The organism is Roseibium marinum, assembly GCF_002906165.1.
GTDB classification, from domain to species: Bacteria; Pseudomonadota; Alphaproteobacteria; order Rhizobiales; family Stappiaceae; genus Roseibium; species Roseibium marinum.
In genome coordinates this window covers 22,120-36,568 of the sequence record NZ_PPCN01000013.1, presented here as the reverse complement: position 1 = coordinate 36,568, position 14,449 = coordinate 22,120, and the positions used below count along the sequence as shown (strand labels likewise).

Here is a 14,449-nt window from a genome sequence, read left to right as displayed (position 1 = left end):
TTTTTGACCGAAAATCAACTGCCAACATATTTCTAATTTAAGGTCTGTTTTGAAATATTTTTTCTGGGTAAGAGATGCTGACGTAAATTTTTAACGTTTCAATGGCATCGAAATGGAAACTGGTACCGTCTGGGAATCGTTTTGCCTGCTAAATCAAGACATTGAAAACAAAAAGACTCTCGCAATGGCGAGAGTCCTGGAATTTATCAATCGGGAGTAGATCTCGTGCGGCTCACGGCATCCTTCCAACCCGACAGCAGGCGAAGCCGTTCACTTTCCTGTAAACCGGGTTCGAACCGTCTTTCCAGCTTCCATTGCGCGGAAAAAGCCTCCGCGCCCGGCCATATGCCCGCTTTCGATCCGGCCAGCCAGGCGGCCCCCAGCGCCGTCGTCTCCGCCACAGTAGGCCGATCGACCGGAGCGCCCAGAATGTCCGCCAGAAACTGCATCGTCCAGTCGGACGCCGACATGCCACCATCGACCCGCAGAACCGGGGGCTCCGCGTCCGGCCAGTCGGCCCGCATGGCACCCACCAGATCGCGTGTCTGAAAACCGACGCTCTGCAGGACGGCCCGGGCGATCTCCTTCGGACCCGTGTTCCGGGTCAGCCCGAACATCGCGCCGCGGGCGTCCGCGTCCCAGTAAGGTGCCCCGAGCCCGACAAAAGCGGGAACCAGATAGACGTCCTGGTTCGGATCTGCCTGTTCCGCGAGACCCTGTGTCTCGCCCGCGCTGTCGATGAGACCAAGTCCGTCACGCAACCACTGAACCGCCGCGCCTGCGACGAAGATGGATCCCTCGAGCGCATAGGTGGTCCTGCCGTCAAGACGATAGGCAATTGTCGTCAACATGCGGTTCTTCGACCGGACAGGTGTCTCCCCGGTGTTCATCAGGGCAAAACATCCGGTCCCGTAGGTCGATTTCACCATGCCCGGCCTGAAACAGGCCTGCCCCACCGTCGCCGCCTGCTGATCGCCGGCCACACCCAGGATCGGCAGCGGCCGGCCGAAGAGATCCGGCGCGCTGGATCCGAAGTCGTCGGCGCTGTCCCTGACCTGCGGAAGCAGGCTCATGGGAATTCCCAGCAGCCGGCACAGGTCCTCGTCCCAGGCGTTTTCATGGATGTTGTAGATCAGTGTGCGCGATGCATTGGTGGCATCGGTGGCGTGTACCTCGCCTTCGGTGAGCTGCCAGATCAGCCAGGTATCGACCGTACCGAAAGCCAGTTCGCCCCGTTCCGCCCTCTCCCGGACGCCCTCGACATTGTCGAGGATCCAGGAGATTTTCGTGCCGGAGAAATAAGGATCGAGCAACAGCCCGGTTTTGGCCGAGAATGTTTCCTCAAGCCCCTCGCCCCGCAGTCTGGCGCATGTTTCCGAAGTCCTGCGGTCCTGCCAGACAATCGCGTTATAGACCGGCACGCCGGTGGACCGGTCCCAGACCAGTGTGGTCTCCCGCTGGTTGGTGATCCCGATCGCGGCGACACCCGCGCCCCCCTCAGGTGCTTTTTCCAGCGCTTCACGGCAGACTTCCAGCGTGCTGTCCCAGATGTCGGACGGTGAATGTTCCACCCAGCCCGATTTTGGAAAATGTTGCTGAAATTCCTGCTGCCCGGCGCTGACGGGGGTGAAGTCCTCGCCGAAGACAATCGCACGGCTTGACGTCGTGCCCTGATCGATTGCCAAAACATACCCGGCCATGGCGCTCCTCCCCTTGTTCTTGCTTGTTTCAACGCAATTGCCGGCGAGGCCGGCAAATGGACATCATATGCGGGAAACTATGCCGCAGCGCCGGTCCGCTCGGCAAGATAGGTCGACATGAAGCTGTCCAGCTCGCCGGCCTCTGCCGCGCTGAGAACCAGGCCGAGTTTGGTCCGCCGCCACAACACGTCGTCAGCCGTGCGCGCCCATTCCCGATCGATCAGCCATTTCAACTCGAGTTCATAAAGGTTCGAACCGAACAGGCGGCCAAGATCCTCCAGCGAGGCAGCCTCACCCAGAAACAGCCTTGCATCGGTACCGTAAAGACGGATCAGGCGGGTCGCGAAGGATGTGTCCAGGAAAGGAAAATCCTTCTCAAGCCGCGCCACTTCGGCGTCAAATCCATCCACCTTGAAGTTTCCGCCTGGCAAGGGCGCATAGGCTGTCCAGACGCCACGTTTGAACGGCAGATAGGGCTCCAGCTTTTTCAGTGCTTCCTCCGCAAGCTTCCGGTACGTCGTGATCTTTCCTCCGAAAACCGAAAGCACCGGTGGCTCCGTCTGCCCACCTTCCAGTTCAAGCACATAATCCCTGGTCGCGGCCTTGGCGTCCTTTGCTCCGTCGTCGTAGAGCGGCCGGACCCCGGAATAGGTGTGAACCACATCTTCGGGCGTGACGGGCGTGTCCAGATATTCGCTGGCGGCCTTGCACAGATAGTCGATCTCCTCGCCGGAAGTGCGAACCGTGCCCAGATCCCCGTGATAGTCGACATCGGTCGTGCCGATCAGCGTGAAGTCCTGCTCGTAGGGGATCGCGAAGACGATCCGGCCATCCCCGTTCTGGAAAATGAAGCAGCGGTCATGGTCGAACCGGCTCGGCACGATGATATGGCTGCCTTTGACCAGACGGACCTTGGCCTTGCTCCGGGTCCCGGCGATGCCATGCAGCATTTCGGCGACCCAGGGACCGGCCGCATTGACAAGCACGCGCGCGCTCACCGTCTTCTCCTCGCCCGAGCCAAGATCCTGCAGGACGACCTTCCAAAGCCCCCCCTCCCGGCGCGCCGCAATGCATTTGGTCCGCGTGAGCACCTTTGCTCCCCGATCGGTGGCATCGAGTGCGTTCAGGACCACCAGGCGCGCGTCGTCCACCCAGCAATCGGAATATTCAAATCCCTTTTTGAACAAAGGCTTGAGACCACGGGAATACGCCCCGCTGTCGAGCCGGACTGTTTTGGTTGCCGGCAGCAGTTCCCGGCCTCCCAGATGATCGTAGAAAAAAAGGCCGAGACGCAGCACCCAGGCAGGGCGCAGATCCTTGTGATGCGGCAGGATGAAACGCAGCGGGCGGGCGATGTGCGGCAGCGCGCGCCACAGCACTTCGCGTTCCTTCAGCGCCTTGCGAACAAGACCTAACTCGTAATATTCCAGATAGCGCAGCCCGCCGTGAATGAGTTTCGTGGAGGCCGAGGATGTCGCTCCGGCGAGGTCTCCCATTTCAACGAGCATGACCGATGCACCGCGGCCCACCGCGTCCCGGGCGATCCCCGTTCCGTTAATGCCCCCGCCAATGATCAACAGGTCGTAGTCAGCCGTCATGATCTCCGTCTCCGGCTCGCGCTCACATGCGATTTCAGCAAGAAATGAAAATAAAACGAAACTTCACGAAATTCAATCACCATTTTCATGCGCGCAAATATCCACCGTCCCGGTCCCGCTGCAAGCCGGGGGCCGTGGAAACCCGACGGTGCTTCCGATCCAATTGCTGAACGTTAAGTGGGTTCATCCTCGGCAGGCGCATCGTCAGCCGGATCGGCGGATGCGGCTTCCAGTTTACCCCGATGTTTGGTTCCCTTGGCGTCCGCCCCGTAGGGCGGCATTGCTGCATGATAGGTGACCTGCGGGAATGGAATTTCGATACTGCGTTCGTCGAAAACCTCTTTGACGAATTCGTTGTAGGCCCGGCCGACCGACCACTGGTCACCCGGCGTGGTCTTGATACGGGCACGGATATCAATCGAACTTGCGGCGAAGTTGGTAACGCCGTGCATCTCCAGATCCCCGAAGATCTTGGAACTGTAGTCGGTCGCCTGCAGGCGTCGGAAGGCTTCCGTCATCGCCTCTTTGGCGCTGGCGATATCCGTGTCGTAGGAAACGCCGATCAGGGCGACATGATAGGAGAAGCCGCGCATGAAGTTCGACACCATGTCGACTGAGGAGAACGGAATGATGTGGGTGGTGCCGTCGAGATCCCGGATGCGCACCGAACGGACCGTAATCCCCTCCACGGTCCCCGTGATGCCCGCAACCGTCACCACGTCGCCTTCGTTGATGGCGTTTTCTATCTGAATGAAAGCCCCTGTGATGATGTCCTTCACCAGCGTTTGCGCCCCGAAGGAAATCGCCAGGCCAACGACACCGGCACCGGCGATCAGCGGACCGATGTTCACGCCGATTTCGGACAAGGCCAGAAGCGCCACCATCACGATGATGACAACGGTGGAGGCGTTGCGGAACAGCTGGAAGAGAGTTCTTTCCCGGGCGGTCACGAGGCGGCCGGACCGTTCCTGCAGGCGCAGATCGACCCAGGACATCACCGCCAGCCAGATCAGGAAGCCCACCAGCACAACAAGGAACGCCGAGCCGTAGCCGCTCAGCAAGCGGAAGCCGGTTTCACTTGCGATCCAGTCGACCACGCTCAGGATACCCCAGATTTCCATGAGCGCCAGGACCGTGACAAGGAAAACGGCCAACCGGATGATCTTCAGTATCCTGGGAACGAAAGCGTTCAATCGTCTGTGAAGCGCCGGCAGACTGGTCTGCATGCTGCCCGGAAGCGGGATGCCGTCCTTGATGACGCTCGTAAGAACCAGAGAAACCAGTATCCCGGTGGCGATCGCCACAATGGACAGACCGGTGGCGTGCAGGATTATGGACGTGGCATCGAAGGGGCGGGTTACCCAGATTATGAAAACGGCGGCAAGGTATCCGTAGGCCGCGAAATGCCAGACGCGGCCGCCGACTGCCAGAACACGGCTTGCCAGCGTGCTCTGCAGCGTTTGCGCATAGTCGCTCACACCCTGGCACACATTCTGCCGGTTCCTCTGTACGAGGGCCAAGAGATAGAGTGTTCCCAGGAACACGACCAGAAATCGCAAAGCGTTGCCCAGAACAAAGGACGCGGCGATATTGGCGACCGGAACCACCAGAAACAAGCCATAGACGATCCAGTACACAAACAGGTGCAGACGGCTGCTCCAGTAACGGGAGGCTTTGTCCGTGAACGGCAAAAGGCGTAATTGCCGGTGCGCGGGAACGAAAATGAACCGCAGGGCGACATTGGCCAGTTCGGCAATGAAAAATGCATTCAGCGCCAGACTTTCCTGAAGCGTGACACCGGCCTGAAGCTCGCCATAACCTGCGAGCGCGACCGCATTGCCCACGGCCCAACCAAGTCCGACCGCTATCGCGTCAAGAACCGACGTCAGGATGAGAATGAAACTGCGCATCAGCCCGCCGCGCCTGCCTGCGATGGCGGACATTCTCGGATAGAGCAGTTTCATCGCAGCCTTGCTTATGAGCAGACCGGCATAGGCCGCCAGAAGCACCACAAGAACCTGACCGGCAATCGATTTCACCTGTTCCCACTTGATCGGGATTTCCCCGCGCCCGATCCTGATCAGGCCATGAAGGGGCCTCACGGACTGTGCAAGAACAAGTCCCGCGTCATCGACCAGCTCGCGCGTGTATTCTCCAACTCTGAGCGCGAAATTTTCGCTCGTGGCGGCGCTCTGGCTCTGGTCGGATTGAGCAGCCGGCGCGTCCGGCTGACCGGCGCCACGCAAAACGGGCAGGATCGAATCGCCCGGGGTAGACGCTTCTTCTGGCGCACTCCCGGTCTCGCCTGCGTTCTGTGTCTCGCTTGCACTCTGTTTAAGAAGTTCGATGAGAGCCGCCCGGCTCTTCGGATCGTTCAGGACATTGATGAGCGCATCGCTCGCCTGTGCAACTTCTGCCGAACTGCTTTGCTGGGTATCGGCGTTCTGTGCCGCCGCCGGCATCACGCAGAAAAATAAGAGCCCGATCAGGGTGCCAAGGCTTCGGCGCAAACGTCTCATTTCAAATTCAATCCGCTTCCAGGCGTTGTAAAGGTCTCTCGTCCCGGTTCAGACAATAAGGAAGAACCGTCCGGGAAGGAAAGGCTCCCGGAGCTATACTCGAGCTATAGATGAGAATGAACTGCTTTGAAGCGGTTTGCTCCTCGACCAGGAACGAAAATGGCTACACGCCGCCGTGCCATACCAGCCCGACTTATGGGCCCGCGACCTGGATGGGAGACTTGACTGGATTTTCATCGGCGACGGCATATCGCGATAAAGTTGCGACTTTCCATAAAATCAACCAAAAATTAAGCACAACTACCGAGACATTTGAATGCCAGAGACAGGAATAAGCTGTTATTTTTACGGAATTCTATTTAGGTAACGTATTACTAATAGTATTTATCCCAATGTGACTCGCTGTGGAGGAAAAATGGCGAGTTCTATTTTAAAACTTGCGCAAATAGGGACAATAGAATCTCGCAAGCACCTGTTTGCGCAGGTGAGCGAACTTGTCGTCTCCGATCTCGAGCAGCGGACGGAACAAGAGCTTTCGATCTTCGCCGAAGTCATCCTGAAACTCTACAACACAGGCTCTCTGACGGACCGGACGGATCTGGCCTTGAGGCTTGCAGCGCTGGAAAACGTTCCGCATGATCTTGCATGCCGGATGGCCGAGGATGACATCACAGTGGCGATGCCTTTGTTGGCCGATTGCCCTGTCTTCACCCAGGAAGACCTGCTTGATTTCACCGATCGGTTCAGCCTGACCCACCTGCAGGCACTCGCGCGCCGTAACGACCTTTCCACCGAAGTATCCGATGCTCTGGCCGCCAGGAATGACAGGACGGTAAACCGGTTGCTGGCCGGCAACCGCGGAATCCGGCTGTCTCGCGAAACGATGCTCCTGTTTGTCAAGCTCGCGGAAGAAGACGTGGTGCTGAGGGAAGATCTGGCGCTGAGATCCGATTTGTCCCCGACCGCCTGCCGGGCCTTGCTGCCTCTTGTCAACGAGGAGGCCAGGAAACGGCTGCACGGCATCATCGAAGGATCCCTGACGCAGGAGCAGCTCGATCAGATTGCCCGGCTGAAAGCGTTGCGCCGGGATTTCGGCGCCGCCCTGGCAAACCCTGACATCAATTCGCTCTGGCAGGATGCCGAACGCGCGGATATGACTGTCGATGAACTCATGATCCTGCTGCTGCAGGACGGGCGCTTCGACCATGCGGTGGAATTGCTCGGCGTGCGTGGAAGGACTTCTCCCAAAGCCTTCAAGGAAGCCGTTTTCAACGGCAAGCTGGAACTGGTGATGAAAATCGCGGCCAAAACCGGACTGGAGACGTCTACCTTTGCTCTGTTTGCAAGGACCCGCTGCGGCCATCTGAAACTACCCGCCGCTCAGGGATCGGAATGGACGCAAGCCTATAAACGGCATCTTGAAAGCACCGCGACGATCAGACAATCCCGCTGCGGTGATTTTCAGGCGAACCGGGGGGCGAAAAAGCCCAAACCGCTCCAGCAGCCATCCGTGCCCCAGCCGACGGAATAGACCGGCCTGACACCGCCCCTCAGTCAGGCCGCATGGCGGCATAAAAGACAAGACGCCGATCAGTCGACTCAACCTAGACCCGGACAACCTGTTGAAAGCTCACAACTAGCTGCTGTGGGTATAGGTGCGTGCGCATAAACTCGCAGCCACCGCCGTCGAGAGTGTCGCCGCCGCGTAAAACCATAAGCCCGGCAGGATGGCCGCTGCGGCCAGTCCGCTGGTTTTTGCCGCGAACAGGACCAGCGCCACCAGCATCACATCCAGCATTGACCACTTGCTCACCATAGACAACAGCACCAGCGATCGGCTCTTTCCGCCGGTGATGACAGCAACGTGAGTGAGAATTATTTTGGCCGCCGGAAATCCGACAGAAAACAGCGCCACGATCGCGGCAAGCAGGGTCTCGTCTTCACGCCAAAGGCTGAGGATCATTTCCACCAGAGAAGGCCGGTCCTCGAGAAAATACAGCCTTTCGAACCGCATCAGCGGCTGTGTGAGACCCAAAGCGAAGGAAAAGGTCGAAACAGGGAGGAGCAGAGCCAGAAAAAACCGCATGAAGGGTGCCGTGCTTCGGCAGAACATCCAGCGCCCGGGTTACGGCGTTCGGAATGCTCCGGCATTTTGAAATTGAGTAACCTGCATTCAGGCCGGCGAGACAAGTGACGGACACGCACGCAACAGCGACCATGCCTTCCCTATAACATTCCGTTCAAAAAGCATAAACCCGACCGCTGCCACGAACAGTCGGGCAAAATCGTTCAGCCTCCCGGGAGGAAGGCGGCCGGGGAATCTACCGAAGCGCGGGAACAGCCTCGCTGCCCGCCGGATGCGCTACCTCAGCCGTGAGGCGACTTCGTCTAGCTGGTCCTGCTCGGCAATTTCCTGAGCCGTGCGCTCGCGCTGCTGGTCACGCTCTTCAAGTTGCTCGAATTTCTTCAACTCTTCGATCGCTTCGCTCAACTCGTCCTGGGCGCGTTGAAGCTGATCGTCCAGTTCATGAGCCGAATTGCGCAGGTTGTCGCGCCTGTCCGCCGCGGCCTTGGCAAATGTCGGATAGGCAAAATGCGTGACATCGGTAATCCCGACCCGCTCCTGCTCGGAACGGATCTGTTCATCAAGTTCATCGGCCATACGATTGAACTCGGCAATCATGCTCTCGATCTGAGCAAGCTGCCGCCGCTTTTCATCAACCTGAAACCGCTTCAAACGGATCAAACTGTCTCGGGTTTTCATTACTCAATACTCCCCTTGCAAGGGCAGTCTAGTCCAGAGTCATTTCCAAAAGGTTGGCGAGTTGCAGATATCCTTCAGAAAGACTCGTTGCCTCGTCTTTTCCCTGATTGAGAAAATCGTCTATCAGCTCAAACCGGTGAATGGCTTCGTCGACCGTCGGGTCCGATCCCTTCCGGTAGGCCCCGAGACGGATCAGCTCTTCCATATCCGTATAGGTCGACAACAACTGCTTTGCCTTGCGCAGAACCGGAAGCTGTTCCGGCGGCACGCAGCGTGGCATGGTTCGTGAGACCGACTTCAGCACATTGATTGCCGGATAGCGCCCGCGTTCGGCGATCGCCCGCTCCATCACCACATGGCCGTCCAGTATCCCGCGGACCGCATCGGCAACCGGTTCGTTGTGATTGTCTCCTTCCACAAGCACCGTGAACAGGCCGGTGATCGAACCGGTCCCTTCCACACCGGGGCCGGCGCGCTCCAGCAGGCGTGGCAGTTCGGTGAAAACGGTCGGGGTATAGCCCTTGGAAGTTGGCGGTTCGCCGATCGACAGGCCGATTTCGCGCTGGGCCATGGCGAACCGGGTGATTGAATCCATCATGCACAGGACATTATTGCCTTCATCGCGAAAATGTTCGGCGACCGTCATGGTCAAATAGGCCGCCTGACGGCGCATGAGAACGCTTTCGTCGGATGTGGCGACCACGACCACGGACCGCGCCAGCCCATCCTCGCCAAGATCGTCTTCAATGAATTCCTGGACTTCCCTGCCCCGCTCGCCGATCAGACCGATCACGGCGATGTCGCAGCGGGTGTTGCGCGCCAGCATCGACATCAGCACGGATTTGCCGACCCCTGAGCCAGCGAAGATGCCCATACGCTGGCCTTCGCAGCAGGTAACAAAGCTGTTCAGAGCCCGCACACCGAGATCGAGCGGCGGTCCGACCCGTTTACGTTCGGAGGCCGGCGGTGGTGAACTTCGCAATTTGCGAGGCACTCCGCCATTTGAAAGAGGTCCTTTACCATCAATCGGTTCACCAAGTGCGTTAACCACCCGGCCGAGCCAGGCATTGCCGGGATGCATTACACTTTCGCGGGAACTGATCACCGCTTTGCAGCCCATCCGCACGCCTTCAAGCCCGGAAAATGGCATGCAAAGCGCACGCCCCTCACGGAACCCGACGACCTCGGCCGGAACTTTCGGATTAGCCTCCCCGCTGTCGATCAGAAGACGCGAACCGACACTCATTTCGTGAATCGGCCCGGCGATTTCCACAAGAAGACCCTTAACAGCAGTCACCCGACCGTAAATTTCGGTCGGCAAAAGCGAATCAATCTCGGCAAAAAGCGCCTTCAATTAAGATTCCTTCCCCTGTTAACGGTTTTGGTAACCGATCGTTTACGACTCTGGTTAATCTTAACCTTTGGAAGGCTGACAAGCGAGAGCCATTTCGAAGTCACGACGGCTATGTGGAAAGGAATCTGAATGGAGTCGGTTGGATCCGTTTCTTAAAGTGCAACATTAAGATTTGTGAATCAGTGTTTTTTCTGGGGATTCAACAAGTTGACCGTTGTTCACAGATTACTCCATTCGGTACTTGCCGCTACGAATCATATTTTGTTAACCATTAACCGATAGCTTTGAGTCGGGGTTAACAAGCAGTCCTTCGTAGCGCACACCGACAGAGCCGTTGCGACTTGCCCAGAAAAGGCAGAATAAGGGGATTGGCAATGCGTGTACTGTTGATTGAGGATGATAGCGCGACAGCGCAGAGCATCGAACTGATGCTGAAGTCCGAGAACTTCAACGTCTACACGACAGATCTTGGCGAGGAAGGCATCGACCTCGGCAAACTGTACGATTATGACATCATCATGTTGGATTTGAACCTGCCGGACATGTCCGGGTATGAGGTTCTTCGGACACTTCGCGTCTCAAAGGTCAAGACACCGATCTTGATCCTTTCCGGGAACGCGGGGATAGAGGACAAGGTCCGGGGTCTCGGCTTCGGCGCGGACGATTACATGACCAAGCCGTTCCACAAGGACGAACTGGTCGCGCGGATCCATGCGATTGTCCGCCGTTCCAAGGGCCATGCCCAGTCGGTCATCATTACCGGCGACCTCAAGGTCAACCTGGATACCAAGACCGTCGAAGTCGGCGGGCAGCGTGTTCATCTGACCGGCAAGGAATACCAGATGCTCGAGCTGCTTTCGCTGCGCAAGGGCACCACGCTGACCAAGGAGATGTTCCTGAACCATCTTTATGGCGGCATGGACGAGCCGGAACTGAAGATCATCGACGTCTTCATCTGCAAGTTGCGCAAGAAGCTGGCTGCGGCCACCTCCGGCAAGAACTACATCGAAACGGTGTGGGGACGCGGTTATGTGCTGCGCGAACCGGAAGTCGAAGCGGCCGCCTGAACCTCAAGAGGTATCCGGCGAGATTTAAAAAACCCCGGCTTGCCCGGGGTTTTTTGCTGACTTTCAGCCTGTGACCGCAAGAGTTACAGATGCAGCTGATAGGAGGCAGGCACGTAGCGGAAACCGCTGCCTTCCTGCGCCACATACCCGACGGCCGGAAACGGCATATGATAGCCGACGAACGGGACCTTGTCGCCGGCCAGCATGCCGAACACCGTCCTGCGTGTGGACGCGGCGGTTTCCTTGTCCATGTCGAACCTGACTTCCCAGTCGGGATAGGCCAGGGACCAGACAAAGTGATTCGCGGTATCGGCCGTCAGGGCAAGCTGCTTGCCGTCACTCTCGATCATGTAGATCATGTGTCCGGGTGTATGGCCTGGCGCGGACATCGCCGTAATTCCCGACGTGACCGCACCGCCGTCGTTCAGGAATGTCATATTCTCGGCCAGCGGCTTGACATGCGATGCCATCAGCTTGGTGACACCGTTGGCCTCGGGATCCATTGCCGCCCAGAAATCGTATTCCTTCTGGCCCGTCACGTAGCGCGCGTTGGCAAAGGCGGGTGCTCCGCCCTCCATGAGCCCTCCGATGTGATCCGGGTGCATGTGCGTCAGCACCACCACATCCACCTGTTCCGGCGTATAACCGGCATTTTCCAGCGCGGCACGCATGTTGCCGCGCCCCGGACGCGCATCTTCGCCGTTGCCGGTGTCGAACAGAATCAGTTCGCTGCCCGTGTTGATCAGGGTCGGCGTGAAGCTGATCTGAAACGAATCATCAGGAACGAAGTTTTCCGCCGAGGTCGCTGAGAACGTGTCCGCTTCGACATTCATTGCGAAGGTTTTCTGCGGTTCCTGAAGGGTCACCGCTCCGTCCAGAAGTGTGTTGATCTCAAATCCGCCGAGCGGATAGCGCGCCACCGGCGCGGCAAGGGAACCCTGCTTTGCGGCTGCCGCCTGTGCCGGCAAGGATACCGCCAGCCCCGCTCCGGCAAGCGCGCCTCCAGCCCCGAGCAGTGCCGCCCGGCGTGTCAGTTCAACTTTTATCTCGCTCATTTTCCCACTCTCTTCTGATGCGGACGCATGACCCGGCCCTCTTTAGGAAAACCGCGCTTTCCCGAGGACCCAAACGTATCTGCAAACAGATGGAAAGCTTGGCTGAACTGGCAAGTGGAGCAGGCCCAAGGCAGGCACCCGATCCGCTGTCAAGTTCCACTTGCGGGAAATTTACAAATGATCTGAGTAGTTTATCTCAGTCCACCGAAGCCGGCCAGCGGGTCACGATCGCGTGAGACATGAAAAAAGGCGACCATTGGCCGCCTTTTGTTTTTCTCTCACGGGTGGAGCTATCTGCGCAGTCCGGCCACACCGCCGGCGGCGAACCGCGTGCTCGCGCCCGGACCGGTTGCCGCATGAACTGCCGGTTTTTTCTGAAACAGCCCGCGTTTGCCCGGAACGGGCTTGAACGCGTCAGTCAGGCCGACGACCGTCTCCGCGGCGCCGAGAACCAGATATCCGTCTTCCGGAAGCGATTTCGCGAGCCGCGCCAGGATCTCCGACTTGGTCGCCTGATCGAAATAGATCAGCACATTCCGGCAGAAGACGATGTCGAACTCTCCCAGATGTGCGAAGTTTTCCAGAAGGTTCAGTTTTTTCCACTCGATCATTGACCGCATGGGGGCGCCGATCTGCCACATGTCGCCCTTCTGCTCGAAATATTTCAGCAGCAACTGGATCGGCAGACCGCGCTGGACCTCGAACTGGCTGTAGAGACCGGCTTTCGCTTTCTCCAGCACTTCCAGGGAAAGATCGGTACCCAGGATTCGGGTCCGCCAGCCGCCCATCTTGGCTGCCTCTTCCTTCAGGCACATCGCCAGGGAATAGGGTTCCTGCCCGCTGGAGGCCGCGGCGCACCAGATCTTGAGCTGCTTGAAGTTCGACCGGCTTTGCAGCAGCGCCGGAAGCATGGTGTCCCTGAAATTGTCGAACGGCGTCTTGTCACGGAAGAAAAACGACTCGTTTGTCGTCATCGCCTCGATAACGTCCGTTTCGAGCGCGCGGTTGCCGCTGCGCTGAAGGGTCTGGATAACGGCACTCAGTGTCTCCAGCTTCGAACTGCGCGCAATCGGCAGAAGCCGGCTTTCAACCAGATACTGTTTGTCATTCGACAGAACCAGGCCGGAGCGGGTCTTCAGAAAGTTTTTCAGAAACTCGAATTCGCCAGGGGTCATCTCGTGTTCCCCTTCAATATGCGCCCGATTTTCGGTCCAATGTCTTTCAACGGTAGGATGTCGCTGCACATTCCGGTGTGCGCGGCCGCTCCGGGCATGCCCCAGACGACGCTGGTTGCCTCGTCCTGCGTGATGACACTGCCTCCGCCTGCGGTGATGGTTTTGACACCATCCGCGCCGTCATGTCCCATTCCGGTCAGAATGACAGCAAGACACGCGGACCCGTAGGCCTTCGCGACGCTGTCGAACAGCGGATCGACGGCGGGTTTGCAGAAATTCACAGGAGGCCCGTCCGTCAGGCGGATCTTCACCGCGCCGCCGTCTTTTTCCAGGATCATGTGTTTTCCGCCTGGCGCCACATAGATGTTGCCGGGTTGAAGAATTTCGCCGTCTTCCCCTTCCTTTGCCGGACGCAGGGCAGCCTTGCCCAGATGCTCGGCAAGGATCGCGGTAAAGGTCGGTGGCATATGCTGGGTGACGACAACCGGAACTTCATTCATTGCCGTTCCCACTTCCTTCATCACTTCCTGCAGGGCCTGGGGCCCGCCGGTGGACGAGCCGATGGCCAGAATGCGCGGACGGGCCGAGGAATAGGGCCTTGTCTGAAGCGTCTTCGCCGCTGCGGCCGCCGGCTGCGCGGCGCCGCGGAAGCTTGCCCGCGTATCCGTTGCCGGGCGTGACGTGACTGGCGTTGCCGGGTGCGAGACCCGGCCCGCGCTGGTTTCGGCGCGCATGGAGCGTGCCGGAGCGCGCATGCGCTGAGCCCGCGCCCCGAGCGCCTTGACCTTTTCCACAAGTTCCCGGCGGAAGTCGATCGACGTCGTCACTTCGGAAGTGGATTCCGGCTTGGGGACATAATCGGACGCCCCGAGAGATAGGGCCTTCAGGCTGACTTCCGCATTACGGCGGGTCAGCGTAGATGCCATGATAACGATGAGGTCACGCTTTTTGGCCAGCATAAGCGGCAAAGCGGTCATACCGTCCATCTCCGGCATCTCGATATCGAGCACAACGACATCCGGATTGCTTTTTTCGATGTCTTCGACGGCAAGTTTGCCGTTTCTGTGCGAGCCGACGACTTTGAGATCCTTGTCTTCTCCGAGCCACCGGGTCAGCAAGCCGCGGATCACCACCGCATCATCGACCACCATCACCTTGATGGGATCGCTGCCGGGACTGGCGCCGGCAGAAATTCTTTGCGCAAATGCCATTGAGAT

General features: G+C 58.5%; 11 protein-coding genes. 2 read left to right on the top strand and 9 right to left on the bottom strand.

Features of this window, described 5'->3' with window-relative positions:
* Nucleotides 1–206: 206 nt before the first annotated feature.
* The 3 genes from glpK to CLV41_RS23010 all read right to left on the bottom strand — a co-directional run bounded on the left by glpK (nucleotide 207) and on the right by CLV41_RS23010 (nucleotide 5,817).
* Nucleotides 207–1,700, bottom strand: a complete 1,494-nt coding sequence (gene glpK, locus CLV41_RS23020) for a glycerol kinase GlpK (protein WP_103224831.1) — start codon at nucleotides 1,698–1,700, stop codon at nucleotides 207–209.
* A gap of 77 nt (nucleotides 1,701–1,777) precedes the next feature.
* Complete coding sequence (gene glpD, locus CLV41_RS23015; protein ID WP_103224830.1) at nucleotides 1,778–3,298, bottom strand: glycerol-3-phosphate dehydrogenase; 1,521 nt, start codon at nucleotides 3,296–3,298, stop codon at nucleotides 1,778–1,780.
* A gap of 173 nt (nucleotides 3,299–3,471) precedes the next feature.
* Nucleotides 3,472–5,817, bottom strand: coding sequence for a mechanosensitive ion channel domain-containing protein (locus CLV41_RS23010; protein WP_208987691.1), 2,346 nt, complete (start codon nucleotides 5,815–5,817; stop codon nucleotides 3,472–3,474).
* A gap of 415 nt (nucleotides 5,818–6,232) precedes the next feature.
* Between CLV41_RS23010 and CLV41_RS23005 the strand changes: the two genes are divergently transcribed.
* Nucleotides 6,233–7,348: a DUF2336 domain-containing protein gene (locus CLV41_RS23005; protein ID WP_103224829.1), complete on the top strand. Its 1,116-nt coding sequence runs from the start codon at nucleotides 6,233–6,235 to the stop codon at nucleotides 7,346–7,348.
* 105 nt (nucleotides 7,349–7,453) lie between these two features.
* Here the strand turns inward: CLV41_RS23005 and CLV41_RS23000 are convergent, their stop codons facing one another.
* The 3 genes from CLV41_RS23000 to fliI all read right to left on the bottom strand — a co-directional run bounded on the left by CLV41_RS23000 (nucleotide 7,454) and on the right by fliI (nucleotide 9,935).
* Nucleotides 7,454–7,903, bottom strand: coding sequence for a paraquat-inducible protein A (locus CLV41_RS23000; RefSeq protein ID WP_103224933.1), 450 nt, complete (start codon nucleotides 7,901–7,903; stop codon nucleotides 7,454–7,456).
* A gap of 276 nt (nucleotides 7,904–8,179) precedes the next feature.
* The gene (gene fliJ, locus CLV41_RS22995; RefSeq protein WP_103224828.1) at nucleotides 8,180–8,581 is read right to left on the bottom strand and encodes a flagellar export protein FliJ; all 402 of its coding nucleotides are present in this window, start codon (nucleotides 8,579–8,581) and stop codon (nucleotides 8,180–8,182) included.
* A gap of 28 nt (nucleotides 8,582–8,609) precedes the next feature.
* Complete coding sequence (fliI, locus tag CLV41_RS22990) at nucleotides 8,610–9,935, bottom strand: flagellar protein export ATPase FliI (protein WP_103224827.1); 1,326 nt, start codon at nucleotides 9,933–9,935, stop codon at nucleotides 8,610–8,612.
* Nucleotides 9,936–10,309: 374 nt separating this feature from the next.
* Between fliI and ctrA the strand changes: the two genes are divergently transcribed.
* Entirely contained in the window at nucleotides 10,310–11,002 is a 693-nt protein-coding gene (ctrA, locus tag CLV41_RS22985; RefSeq protein ID WP_068406317.1) for a response regulator transcription factor CtrA, read from the top strand.
* 83 nt (nucleotides 11,003–11,085) lie between these two features.
* Here the strand turns inward: ctrA and CLV41_RS22980 are convergent, their stop codons facing one another.
* The 3 genes from CLV41_RS22980 to CLV41_RS22970 form a co-directional block, all read right to left on the bottom strand.
* The gene (locus CLV41_RS22980; protein WP_103224826.1) at nucleotides 11,086–12,057 is read right to left on the bottom strand and encodes an MBL fold metallo-hydrolase; all 972 of its coding nucleotides are present in this window, start codon (nucleotides 12,055–12,057) and stop codon (nucleotides 11,086–11,088) included.
* 290 nt (nucleotides 12,058–12,347) lie between these two features.
* The gene (locus tag CLV41_RS22975) at nucleotides 12,348–13,232 is read right to left on the bottom strand and encodes a CheR family methyltransferase (protein WP_103224825.1); all 885 of its coding nucleotides are present in this window, start codon (nucleotides 13,230–13,232) and stop codon (nucleotides 12,348–12,350) included.
* Nucleotides 13,229–14,449, bottom strand: a complete 1,221-nt coding sequence (locus CLV41_RS22970; protein WP_170107302.1) for a protein-glutamate methylesterase/protein-glutamine glutaminase — start codon at nucleotides 14,447–14,449, stop codon at nucleotides 13,229–13,231. The genes CLV41_RS22975 and CLV41_RS22970 overlap by 4 nt, the downstream gene beginning before the upstream one ends.

Excerpts from the sequence above, each read along its gene's own strand:
- fliJ (WP_103224828.1), bottom strand. The coding sequence starts at position 8,581 with ATGAAAACCCGAGACAGTTTGATCCGTTTGAAGCGGTTTCAGGTTGAT.
- CLV41_RS23000 (WP_103224933.1), bottom strand. The coding sequence starts at position 7,903 with ATGCGGTTTTTTCTGGCTCTGCTCCTCCCTGTTTCGACCTTTTCCTTC.
- CLV41_RS23010 (WP_208987691.1), bottom strand. The coding sequence starts at position 5,817 with ATGAGACGTTTGCGCCGAAGCCTTGGCACCCTGATCGGGCTCTTATTT.
- CLV41_RS22980 (WP_103224826.1), bottom strand. The coding sequence starts at position 12,057 with ATGAGCGAGATAAAAGTTGAACTGACACGCCGGGCGGCACTGCTCGGG.
- CLV41_RS23005 (WP_103224829.1), top strand. The coding sequence starts at position 6,233 with ATGGCGAGTTCTATTTTAAAACTTGCGCAAATAGGGACAATAGAATCT.
- glpD (WP_103224830.1), bottom strand. The coding sequence starts at position 3,298 with ATGACGGCTGACTACGACCTGTTGATCATTGGCGGGGGCATTAACGGA.
- ctrA (WP_068406317.1), top strand. The coding sequence starts at position 10,310 with ATGCGTGTACTGTTGATTGAGGATGATAGCGCGACAGCGCAGAGCATC.
- CLV41_RS22975 (WP_103224825.1), bottom strand. The coding sequence starts at position 13,232 with ATGACCCCTGGCGAATTCGAGTTTCTGAAAAACTTTCTGAAGACCCGC.
- glpK (WP_103224831.1), bottom strand. The coding sequence starts at position 1,700 with ATGGCCGGGTATGTTTTGGCAATCGATCAGGGCACGACGTCAAGCCGT.